Here is an 11,329-nt window from a genome sequence, read left to right as displayed (position 1 = left end):
ATTTGTCCGCTCTTAAACCAGACAGGAAGGTTAAATGGACGTAACAACAGCCTGGGTTAAACCCCCACGACAAATAGGCGGCCTGGACCATCTGGCGGTTCAGGCGCCTTGCATCAACATTTACGGTCGCCTGCTGCCCGGCATTACCAATGTGACCGACCGCGCCCGCTACTACAGCTTTTATCCCTGGTTGATATGGGCGCTGGAACAGGCCGGATACACCAGCCATGACGACCGGTTTATCGACGCCTTCCGCAAAGCGGATGGCCTTTTCACCCTGATTGCACACCGTCATGCCGATACAGCAGGCGGAGAACATGAACACCACGCTGGCGCAACGGTGGGATCTGCAAACCTCGCCGAGCATATTTCGAAAATCAAGGCGGGCGGAACGGTGACACTGGCCGATTATGCTCACCGCAGTGGTAGCCCGCAGCCGTATTTCAAAAATAAGCTTGGCGGTCTGGGGCAATACTATTTAGGTGTACTGGCGGAGCTATCCATCCTTGACGGCACCAGCTCTACGGGTATTCGCTACACCCGCCAACTGGGTCTCCCGCTGGCACAAGCGATGGATCAGGGGGTTCGCAGCGATCTATTTATTCAAACCCTAGAAGAAGGCAAGGTCTCGGCTGATCGGCTGGATGAGCTGCACGTTTTTTGCCCGTGCCAGTTAAGGGAGTCCGCCGTCGAGATGGAGCTGCTCCGTAAGCTGTTTTTTGCACAGGATCTCTATCAGGACCCGGAAGCAAGTCCCCGGCAACGTACCTTAGGCATGCTGCTGGATTTGGGCGACGCACTAAGCGAGCAAGGTTTACCCTTGAACTCCATTCACTTTCGGGGGTGTGTCTACTCCGGAGCGATGCCCAATGGTGAACCGTGGATGATGCCAGACAATCTGGCCAAAATGGGTGGCCTGTGGGGTGTCTATGAGCGCAACGAGCTCCTCTCCATCAGCATTCAGGGCCTGTTCTATGCGGTGCTGGATGCCTACGCCGAGTCTGGTCTCGCATTACCCAACGGTACTGCCATTGCCCGCTGGTTTGTGCAGGAGTCGGGCGAGCTTACCCCTGTGGGCGATGTGTTCCCCCTGGATTCCGGGTTTAGCACGCTGGTTGCAGCAAGCGGGGAGTGGCTGCCTAAATATCAGGCTTGGGGGAACGAGCTGCACGAGGTGGCACAAGCCGAACAAGTGGTGGCCCTGTGCAAGGCAGAAAAATCAGTAGTAAACCGGGCACGCATTATAGAAGCCGCCCTGCGCGTGCTGATCGGACTGGCTGCCCGGGAGGAAACCCTTAAGGGGTATGACTCCATCGTATTCCCGACCAACTATTTGCACGCCTACCCCATTAACCTTGGTGCGCTGCTGGCTCATCTGGAGAGTAACTGGCCCAAGATGCGCCTTGATGAGCTTTTGGTATGGCTTTTTTCCAAGTGGGGGATTGATGCCCACCTTCAGGTGGCACTGCGTAAACTGCGGGGCCAGAGCCAGTCTACATTCCGAATCCGGCCATCGGACAAGGGGCTGGAAGTTGTTGATATTCCTGCGGCGGTGCACACCAGCCCGCGCTTCAATCAGGCGGTTAGGGTTCTGAAGGATCTGGACCTGTTAACCGACAACGGAGACACCACACACTGCTCGTCAGCCGGCATGCACTACAAGGAGGTGGCCATTGGTAACTAAGGTTTCACTGCTGGATGAGATCAAGAGCGGCGGCTACGAGGCCTCGCTGATGACCACCTTTAACGCCTACCTGCCCTTCTACGAGGATGTGCTGTTACGCAAGCTGGCCAGCAATGGTGTGCGACATAACGTACTGATTATGGATCAGGCGCAATGCCAGCAGAGCTTTGCCAACCACCCTCCACGGTTTGCTGGCCGACGCTACACCCTGGTGCCCATGCAATCCAGCGGCGCCTTTCACCCCAAAATCATTCTGTTGGTGGGTAAGCGTAAAGGGCTGCTGGCTATAGGGAGCCATAACATTACCCTCTCTGGCTTTGGCGTTAATCGGGAGCTCACCAACCTGATTCGCTATCAGGGCAAGGAGGATGAAAACTCCATCGCTGTCATACAACAAGCCTGGGCCCATGTATTGGAATGGCTGGAGAGTCAGGGTGAAAACATACCCACTCACCTTCTAAGCATGGTCAGGACAGTGACCGGCTTTGCCCCCTGGCTGAATACAGGCGCAACCCCGCCGGACGATATCGGGATCATTGCGTCGTCTGCCCAGGGACCTGACCTATTGACCCAGCTAAAAACCAGAATTAATGATGAAGTCTCCCGAGTCATTGTCGGCGGCGCCTTTTTCGATAGCCGCCTGGACTTTCTGACCCAATTGCAGGACGCGCTAAACCCCGACGAGCTGATTGTGGGTATTGATCCAGCTACCGTCAAAGCACCACCTCAACTGGCTGATCTGGCTGGGGTCAGGGTAGTAGATACCTCTCTGCTCACCAAGGAAGAGGACACCGACAAGCAATTAAATACCTACCTGCACGCCAAATATATGGTTGTAGACACCCGTAGTGGAGGGCGCCATCTGGTTACCGGGAGCGCCAACCCCAGCAAGCCAGCCTGGCTATCATCCACGCTGACCGGCAATACGGAGATCATGCTGGTTCGGTCCGATGCCGAGGTACGCGCCGCTTGCGCAGACCTCGGGCTGTCGGATATCGCTAATGCGCCGGAAATCAGCGCAGAAAGCTGGAAGGCAGTCAAAGAGAATTGGGAAAAAGAAGAGCCCGACTCCCCCACCGGCAACCCCTTGGGGATCGCCATTGCGGCTGAAGGCAGGATCCAGTTCAAGACACCAGTCACCCTCTCTGCTCCGATCCATGTGCAGCTGATGGATGCTGACGGTATCAATCTGGAGCAACTGGACGTAAAAGCCAGCCAGCAGTCTTTCGATCTCTCGCCCAGTCCGGAAGCATTGGCCTCGGTTGCCATGATTTGTATCAGTGGCGGCGAAGGCGAAGAGTTTCAGTTCTATGTTCACCATGTAGAACAGATTCAGGAGCATTCAAGAACCGGGGCTCAACGCAAGTTTAGCGATGCCCTGGCTAGCTTGAGTTTCGATTCCCCGGACCTGTCCACTTTTTTGAACTGCGTACATCGGATGATTTTTTCTGATGATGAAGGCAAGCCAAGCAGCAAGCCCATCGCCCTACAGGCCTCCGGTCCGGCCAGCAGCAATCAGGCGGACTCCACCCCTGCCGGTATGTCAGTGGATATCAATGACACCAAAAAGATTAAAAAGAAACGCCGGTTTGAAGCCAAGGAAGATTTGGCCTACCTGCTGGACGTGTTGATCTATCACCTGAAAGTCGATGATGTATCAATGAACGCCTTTGAAAGTGCAGATAAGCTGGGACGAACCGAAGAAGAACAAATCGATGCTGACGACTCAGAGGAAACCGTACAGCAACAACAGGCGTTGAGCACTGAAGAGAGTCAGAAGATCCTGCAACTCTGTCACCGTAAGATCAGGACCCTTGTAAGCCACACCATAGACACTCTGAGTCAACTCAAGGCCCAAAAGCTGGACATTGACAGTGTTCTGGTGAAATTAATCGCTGTGCTGGCTGTTTTGCGGGAGCTGAGGAACTGTGACCGTACCCAAAGCTGGATAGAAAAGGGGAAAACCACCGTTCCCCTTGATGTGCGAAAGCAGCTGTTGAGTTCTGCATTGGCAACCCTGTTTGAAGGCAGCCAGTCGCTAATGCAAATTGACAACTCTCAGCCAGAGCTGGCGAATACCGAAGATCTCAGCCGGCTAAAAGGGCTGCTGATCTGGTTAGCCTGGGATTGTGGATTGATGTTCCGCCCGGATTCTCCCTACGCGGAGCCGCCAGAGGCCGAAGACGAACGTTTTATGGCTAACGCGGCCTTATTGGCAATCGCCCAGATCATAAACAGCGATGAAGGTGTGGTGGCACAAGCCAAGGAAAGTATAGGTCCGCTGTGCAGTGGCGATCTGAGCTGGCTGCACTGGATAGAAGGCTTCGGTGCCGCCCTGAAACGCCCGGAGTCCCTGCCGACACCCTCTGCTGAATACACAGCCCGCCCCGGTGATCTCGCCATTCACAAATCATTGCCTCATCTGGGCTTCAGGCTAATCAGAAGGGCCCCCTACGAAACAGACAAGATCGCCATGCAAGGTTTCTCAGAAAGTAAACCGTTGGCGGTTTATAAGGCAGAGGTCATCAGTGCCTTCTCCACAAAAGAACTGGTCAGGCCGTCGGTTTGACGCAATCATAGTAACTTGTGATCTGCATTGATCATCGACTCTAAGGATTGGAAGATTGAGTAGCTTTAATGAGGCCGCGCTGGAGCAGGCGATTATTCAACTACTGGAGCAGCAGGGATACCCCTACACCCCCGGTGGCGAACTGGAACGAGCTCCCAACGAGGTACTGATCCAGGAAGACCTGCGCCGAGGCGAGGGTCACGCCGAGGCGAGGGTCAGGTCTTAAATTTCACACATGAGGCGAGAGCGAGGTCTTAAATTTCACACGCCAACTCTAAATCAACCAAAACCAACCACACTCAAAAACAGCCCAGCCCATCGCCAACCGAGCCAAGGCTGGTTTCAACCAAGAATCACCCTTGCCAATTTGAGCCCTGGCCCGCTCAAACCAAGCCCAGCCCCTCACACACCCAGCCTAGGCCCTCTCCAACCAACAATCGGCTCAAAAAAAGTGAGCGCATTCTTACCCTGAAATAGCCCAGCCTATAACTTTGCTAACCCATGCTAACTGGCGAATAGCCTGTTTTAAGCGGGCGATAGGTTGAGCTTGCCTTGGGATAGCCTGTGCTCGAATTGGGCTAGCCTGGGCTCTTGGCGGGCTAGGCTGAGCTAATTCCGAGCGGGCCGATGGTTGGCGAGGGGCTGGGCTATCTTGGTGATAGGAGGGGGTATAACGGAAGTGGCCGGGGGGTATCGCTTGGATAGGTTAGGGGGATTGGAACAACCCCCCTGGTGGCATGAGCCGGGCTTAGGCCAGCGTGGAGCCTTCCTCCTCGATCGTGGCGCCTGTTTCGTTATTATTGGCCCGGCGGGTGTTGGGGAAACGGGCGGATAGGTCATCGCGTATGGTTTTGGCGCTGGGTTGGTTGCTGTCGGCGGCGGTTTTTACGCCTCGGTAGTAGATCAGCGCTGCCTGGTAGGCTTCGCTGCCGGCCAGGAGTATGGAGTCGTCTATGGCTTCGGCAATGGGTTGTAGCGTGCGTTGCAGGGTATTGAGGGTTTCCAGGCCGGCGAGGTCGGCGTCGAACAGCTCGGTGGAGAGAAATACGGGGGCGAGTTCCGGGTTGAGTGATGCGTATTCACGCGCTTTTAAGACGAAGTCCAGGGTTCGTGGCCCCAACTTGGGTAGCTCTCTTCGGCTGTCGGCGGTGAGGTTCGCCAGGTGTGGGCGGAGGGTGTTAACAAACGTTTGCAGCGCTTGCGTGGCGGTTTGTAGCTCTTCTGCGGTGATGCTTAGGTTGTAGTTATTTTCTTGCGGCATGGTTATTTTCCTTAATGGTCTTCCTGTTTTTTTAGCAAACAGTGTTTTTTATCCGGTGATTTAAAAAGCAAATCGCTAAAGAATTTAATTGAGCACCCAAATTAAATCCGCCGCTGATAATAATTTAATAGTGGGTGTTGAGTGTGACGGAATTCTAGTTATTGGCTCAGCCACACAAATCCGTGGCGCCTTATTAATTATGGTTCCAATTTTTTAATACTAAAGTATGATTAGTTTAATGCTTGGTGTTAGTGCTCTGGTGTCGTTCAAGTTATTGAGTAGTAGCTTAAAAGGGGCGAGGGCCAACTCTTATTTTTTGCTCAGCAATCCGCGAATTTGCGACAGGGCTATAGGTGAAGTCAGGCCATAAAAGGGTAGAGGCAGAGCTTACATTTTACTCTCATAAAGCATTGAGCCTGGGCATCCCTTTCGCTTTTGTTGCAGTGATGTTAAACGCCTACCTACCCCGTAATTTTCCAGTTTTAGTGAATGATTAACCGCCACCAATGAACTACTACCAGCAAAACCATCAAGCACTTTACGCTCAATACACCAGTATTGAGCCGGAGCAGCTGCATCAGCCCTGGTTGCATCTGCTGCCTACCGTGCCGGGTATTGCCTGTGATTTGGGGGCGGGTTCTGGCCGGGATGCGAATTGGTTGGCAGCGCTGGGCTGGGATGTAACTGCGGTAGAACCCTGCCAAGCGTTGCGGGCGTTAGCCAAAGCAAACAGCCATGCCAATGTGTGTTGGCTGGACGATACGCTGCCGGAGCTGAAGCGGGTGCGGGCGCTGGGGCAGCGCTATAACCTGATTTTAATTTCAGCGGTTTGGATGCACCTATCACCACCACAGCGCGCACGCGCTTTTCGAATTGTGAGTGAACTGTTAGCGCCCGGTGGTTTACTGGTGATGAGTGTTCGCCACGGGCCGGATGATGGCCGGCAATTTTTCGATGTGCCGATTGGTGAGTTACAAGCCCAGGCGCGAGAGCGCGCTTTGTCTGAAGCTTTGTATGTGAAAACGGGTGATGCCTTGGGGCGTGGTGCTGTTTACTGGGAGACGCTCTGCCTGCGGCTGCTGGATGACGGCACCGGTGGCTTGCCCCTGTTGCGCCATATTATTGTGAATGACAATAAATCGTCGACCTACAAGTTGGGGCTGTTACGGGTGCTGTCTCGTATTGCCGAGGGGGCACCGGGTATGGTGCTTAACCGCACCGACAACACTGTAGAGATCCCTTTTGGTTTGGTGGGTTTGTATTGGTTAAAACTCTATTTGCCATTAATCACCAAACACGGTTTACGACAACACCCAAACAGTGACAGGGGTTATGGCTTTGCCAAAGAGGATTTCTATTTTCTGAAGAAATTCTCGCCGTTCGATTTGAATTTGGGGGCCACCTTTTATGGCGCTGATGCGGCGGCATTGGTGGGTGCCATTCGTGACTGCTGCGCTAACATTAAAGCGATGCCCGCCCATTATATTCAGTACCCAGGGCAGAACCGGCCGGTGTTTGAGTGCGAACGGGAAACTGTGCGTAACGGCAACAAACCCTTCCAGTTGAATAAAGAGTCTCTTGCCCGCTTTGGTCTATTTCGGGTGCCGGCCGCACTGTGGCAAACGCTAGGCCAGTACGCCTGCTGGGTAGAGCCCGCCATTGTCACCGAGTGGGAAGCTCTATTGGCAGGATGGGAGGCAAGGTATTCCGGGGATATCTATCGTCGGGCACTGGAGTGGAATGAAGGTAAGCGTGATACCAACCAGGTGCGTGGGCGTATCAACACGCTTACTGGGCAGGGTGAGGTGGTGCGCTGTGTCTGGTCTGATAAAACCCTTAAGGGCGATGCCTACGCCGTGGACCACTGCTTCCCTTGGTCCCGCTGGCAGAATAATGACCTCTGGAATTTACTGCCAGCAACCCTTTCGGTAAACGCCAACAAGAGCGATAAACTGCCCTCGGCACCGCAGTTACACCACTCAAGAGATTTAATCATCGACTGGTGGCAGCGTGGCTATATGGAGTCACCAATGAGTGAGATGTTTTTAATTCAGGCTGAAGCCGCCTTACCTTTGATGGGTAGTAATACCTCCGACCTGGGTGACCTGTACGAGGCGGTTTGTCATCAACGTGTAACTTTAAAAACGAATCAGCAGTTGGCGGAGTGGGCGTGTATCACCCCTCGGTAATTCACCATTGATTGCTGCTGTTCGATATCGGTAGAGCAGGCTTGATATATACACATAATTTATTCTCTGCATGCCAAACATTGTGGGCGACCGCCCGTGGTGGGGTTACCCGGAATAAATTGATACCTCGGTTGGGCGACCGCCGATCGCCCCTACGGTGGTGCTGATAACCGCCAGGTTTAAATATTTCACCCGTAGCGCAGATAACGCCACAACCTATCCATCAAGACAACAAAGCCCCACGCCGTGTAGCGGCCTTAAAATTTGACGCCTGCGCCGAGTTCTTCTATAGAGTTCATATCCTATTTCCAATAGCGCAAACCCACATTCGTTTAGGCAAACTCATGGCAGAGATTATTCCCTCTTTAGGCAAGGATGTTTTAGCCAGAATGACCTCCGGCGAAAAGCGCTTCGTCCAGCGTTTGAAGTCGCTTTTGGAAGATGACTATATCGTTTGGTATGACATTCCCGTGGGCCGCCAGCGCCGCTATCCCGATTTTATTGTTCTGCACCCAGCCCGGGGCTTGCTGTTTTTAGAGGTTAAGGATTGGAAGATAGATCAACTACGCAATATCAATAAAAAGAGCGTTACCTATTTAACCGCTACTGGGCTAACCGAGCAGCCACACCCTTTAGAACAGGCACGCCAGTATGGCTTGGTGGTGGTTCACCAGTTGCAGCGAGATCCGCTCTTGCAACAAACCTGTGAAAAGTATCAGGGTAAGTTGGCGGCGCCTTGGGGCGTAGGCGTGGTGTTAACCAACATTACCCGCAAGCAGATGGCTAACGCCGTACCGGAAGAGGTGCGCGAGCGGCTGTTGCCCGACCACCTGATTATCTACAAAGATGAGATGACCGAATCGGCGGATGCCGAGGAGTTTCAATCCCGCCTGTGGGCGATGTTTAACTACCAGTTTCCGCGCCAGTTAACACTGCCACAGATGGACCGTATTCGGGCCTATCTTTTTCCTGAAATTGTTATCGATACGCCCCAGCAAGATTTCTTCCCCGCCCCGGAAACGGATTCCACCGAGCAGCGAGTGTTGCCTGATATTGTGCGTATTATGGATGTGCAGCAGGAGCAGCTGGCCCGCAGCCTGGGCGAAGGGCACCGGGTGATTCATGGTGTGGCGGGTTCCGGTAAAACCTTGATACTGGGCTTTCGAGCTGAGGTAATCGCCAGGCTTACGGCCAAGCCGGTGTTGATTCTCTGTTACAACATCAGCCTGGCCGCTAAATTACGCTCGGTTATGGAGGCCAAGGGGCTAACCGGGCAGGTACAGGTTTACCATTTTCACGACTGGTGTAAGGCTCAGTTAAAAACCTACAGTGTCGACTTACTGCAAGGTGGTGAACCCATTTGGGAGCGGCAGGTGTTTTCCGTCATGGATGCCGTGGACAAGGGGCGCATTCCTCGCGCCCAGTACGGTGCGGTCATGATTGATGAGGGGCACGACTTCGAGGCAGAGTGGTTGACCTTGGTGGTGCAGATGGTCGACCCGGAATCTAATTCGCTCTTATTGCTCTACGACGATGCTCAGTCCATCTATAAAAAGAAATCGGGCCTCGACTTCACTCTCTCGAGTGTTGGCATTCAAGCCCAGGGGCGTACCACGGTGCTGCGCTTAAACTATCGCAACACCCGCGAAATTCTCGATTTCGCCTACCGCTTTGCTGCTGACTTTCTCACCTCACAAGATTCCGACGAAGACCATATTCCACTGATCGCGCCGGAAGCGGCCGGCACCTCTGGTCCCGCGCCGGCCGTGATTTCATTGAGCCATTGGCAGAATGAGCTGGAGCATATCGTGCAGAGCTTACAGGCGTGGCGTGAGCAGGGGATGGATTGGCGGGATATGGCCGTGCTCTATGTTTCCGGTTATCAAGGGAGTTCGATTGATAAGCGGTTAACTCAGGCGGGTATCCCCCACCTGTGGATGGGAACCAAAGCCTACAAACAAAGCTACGACCCAACGCAGGATCGCGTCACCGTATTAACCATGCACAGCAGTAAAGGGCTGGAATTTCCCGCGGTGATATTGGCCGGTATCGGCCAGATGAAGGATAAAGATCTAGTTGCAAACACACGCCTGGTGTACGTGGGCATGACCCGAGCCCAAGCGCAATTACAGGTGTTGTTGTCTGGTAATTCTATGATTGCTGATCAGGTGCGTGCTTTGGGTTAGCTGTGGTTTGGTGATTTCTGAGGGGGGGGTAATTTGGGCACGTGGGCGACCGCCGGTCGCCCCTACGGTGGTGCGGATTACCGCCAGGTTTGAATATTTCGCCCGTAGGGCAGATGGCCACACAACCCTGGCGTAAGCCGAAAAAGGCCGCCCGCCAGGGCAGCCTCCTATCCTCTAACCGCGTTTACGCAATACCACCTCCACATATTCCGAAGGCACCACTAACGAGCCGTCGGTGGCTGTGTTGCCCTCTGCCAGCAGCGCTTTGAAATCCGCTTCCAGTGCACGGGCGCCGGCTTCATCCAGTGCTGCAAAGGCTTTATGGATGGGGCCGTAGTAGCGGCGGAAGATGTCGAGAAAATGCTCTGCCGAGCAGTAGCGGAAGTTGAAATCCCGGCGCTTGAAGGCGACCACGTCTACCGCATTGCCAAACAGTTGTTCTATGCCGGCTTCGGTACCCCAACGTGACGGGGGATTGAGGCCCGCGGCCGGGGGAACGTGTTTGCCGATGCACTTAAACACCTGGCCGATAAAGCCTTCCGGGGTCCAGTTGGCCAGGGCGATGGTGCCACCGGGGCGACAGACGCGCACCATCTCGGCGGCGGCCTGGGCCTGGTTGGGGGTGAACATGACGCCGTAGGTGGAGATAACCGCGTCGTAGCTGTCGTTGTCGAAGGGCAGGTTTTCGGCATCGGCCACCTGGAAGTCGATCTTCAGGCGTTCCGCTTCGGCGCGTTGGCTGCCACGCTCCAACAGGGTGCCGACATAGTCGGTGGAGGTGACCTGGCAGAAGCGGCGCGCCGCGGCGAGGGTGGCGTTGCCGTTGCCGGCGGCGACATCCAGTACGGTGCTGCCGCTGACCAGGTTGGCGGTTTCACACAGCTGTTCGCCGACGATCTGCAGGGTGGTGCCGATCACGGCGTAATCGCCGCTGCCCCAGGTGGCTTGTTGTTTGGCTTTGATTGCCTCTAAATCTACAATGGGTGCCGCTTGTACAGGGTTTGCGAGTGACATGGTCTATCTCCTTGATTCGATTGTTTTTGGTTTTCGCTAGATTTTGGGTGGGGCCTAGGTGGTTTGCCTTGCGGCCTTGATAGCTAGGGCCTGTTAACACTAATTTAGCGCCTCTGTTGAGCTTGAAATGAGCTCGATCTAGGCGCGAGCCGCGTAGTTTGGTGGGCCCAAATTAGCGGTGAGCAACAACGAGCGAGCTCATTTCAGGCTCAACCCTTCGGGCTGGGGCCAGTTTTTTGCCCAGCGTTGTTGCCAGCCGCTTATGTAGGCCCACTACCTGGCACGTCTGGCGCCTAGCTGGACAAAAAACTGACCTCCAGCAGTGGTGCTAAATTAGTGTTAACAGGCCCTAGTTTTCCAAAAACGGGCGGGCCTAACATGGCGGTTTGCTGGAGATTTGTTGGAGATTGTGTGGCGGTTTGCCCG

7 protein-coding genes are annotated in these 11,329 nt (G+C 54.3%); 5 read left to right on the top strand and 2 right to left on the bottom strand.

The features are described 5' to 3' along the window. Nucleotides 1-34 precede the first annotated feature (34 nt). Genes SBL51_RS06800 through SBL51_RS06790 form a run of 3 tightly spaced genes read left to right on the top strand, consistent with a single transcriptional unit; the run spans nt 35 to nt 4,479 of the window. Entirely contained in the window at nt 35-1,684 is a 1,650-nt protein-coding gene (locus tag SBL51_RS06800) for a hypothetical protein (protein ID WP_317930147.1), read from the top strand. After that, nucleotides 1,674-4,253, top strand: coding sequence for a hypothetical protein (locus SBL51_RS06795; protein WP_317930146.1), 2,580 nt, complete (start codon nt 1,674-1,676; stop codon nt 4,251-4,253). The genes SBL51_RS06800 and SBL51_RS06795 overlap by 11 nt, the downstream gene beginning before the upstream one ends. Before the next feature lie 55 nt (nt 4,254-4,308). Continuing rightward, entirely contained in the window at nt 4,309-4,479 is a 171-nt protein-coding gene (locus SBL51_RS06790) for a hypothetical protein (RefSeq protein ID WP_317930145.1), read from the top strand. A gap of 522 nt (nt 4,480-5,001) precedes the next feature. Here the strand turns inward: SBL51_RS06790 and SBL51_RS06785 are convergent. Further along, nucleotides 5,002-5,514 carry a hypothetical protein gene (locus SBL51_RS06785; RefSeq protein WP_317930144.1) on the bottom strand — a complete coding sequence of 171 codons (513 nt, stop codon included), beginning with the start codon at nt 5,512-5,514 and terminating at the stop codon, nt 5,002-5,004. A gap of 506 nt (nt 5,515-6,020) precedes the next feature. Here SBL51_RS06785 and SBL51_RS06780 point away from each other — a divergent pair. Together SBL51_RS06780 and SBL51_RS06775 are read left to right on the top strand one after the other, a co-directional pair. Further along, the gene (locus tag SBL51_RS06780; RefSeq protein WP_317930143.1) at nt 6,021-7,703 is read left to right on the top strand and encodes a methyltransferase domain-containing protein; all 1,683 of its coding nucleotides are present in this window, start codon (nt 6,021-6,023) and stop codon (nt 7,701-7,703) included. Between the two features lie 344 nt (nt 7,704-8,047). Then, entirely contained in the window at nt 8,048-9,889 is a 1,842-nt protein-coding gene (locus SBL51_RS06775) for a 3'-5' exonuclease (RefSeq protein WP_317930142.1), read from the top strand. A 174-nt stretch (nt 9,890-10,063) separates the two neighbouring features. On the opposite strand, the gene SBL51_RS06770 is transcribed toward SBL51_RS06775, so the two are convergent. Then, nucleotides 10,064-10,903 carry a methyltransferase domain-containing protein gene (locus SBL51_RS06770; protein ID WP_317930141.1) on the bottom strand — a complete coding sequence of 280 codons (840 nt, stop codon included), beginning with the start codon at nt 10,901-10,903 and terminating at the stop codon, nt 10,064-10,066. Nucleotides 10,904-11,329: the final 426 nt, after the last annotated feature.

It is taken from the genome of Halioxenophilus sp. WMMB6 (genome assembly GCF_033283405.1).
Lineage (GTDB): Bacteria > Pseudomonadota > Gammaproteobacteria > Pseudomonadales > Cellvibrionaceae > Halioxenophilus.
Note: the sequence above shows the minus strand (reverse complement) of the source record. Positions and strands in the feature narration are given on the sequence as shown.

What these genes read in the sequence shown, in the direction of transcription:
- SBL51_RS06770 (WP_317930141.1), bottom strand. Translation starts at nt 10,903, where the DNA reads ATGTCACTCGCAAACCCTGTACAAGCGGCACCCATTGTAGATTTAGAG.
- SBL51_RS06775 (WP_317930142.1), top strand. Translation starts at nt 8,048, where the DNA reads ATGGCAGAGATTATTCCCTCTTTAGGCAAGGATGTTTTAGCCAGAATG.
- SBL51_RS06785 (WP_317930144.1), bottom strand. Translation starts at nt 5,514, where the DNA reads ATGCCGCAAGAAAATAACTACAACCTAAGCATCACCGCAGAAGAGCTA.
- SBL51_RS06780 (WP_317930143.1), top strand. Translation starts at nt 6,021, where the DNA reads ATGAACTACTACCAGCAAAACCATCAAGCACTTTACGCTCAATACACC.
- SBL51_RS06800 (WP_317930147.1), top strand. Translation starts at nt 35, where the DNA reads ATGGACGTAACAACAGCCTGGGTTAAACCCCCACGACAAATAGGCGGC.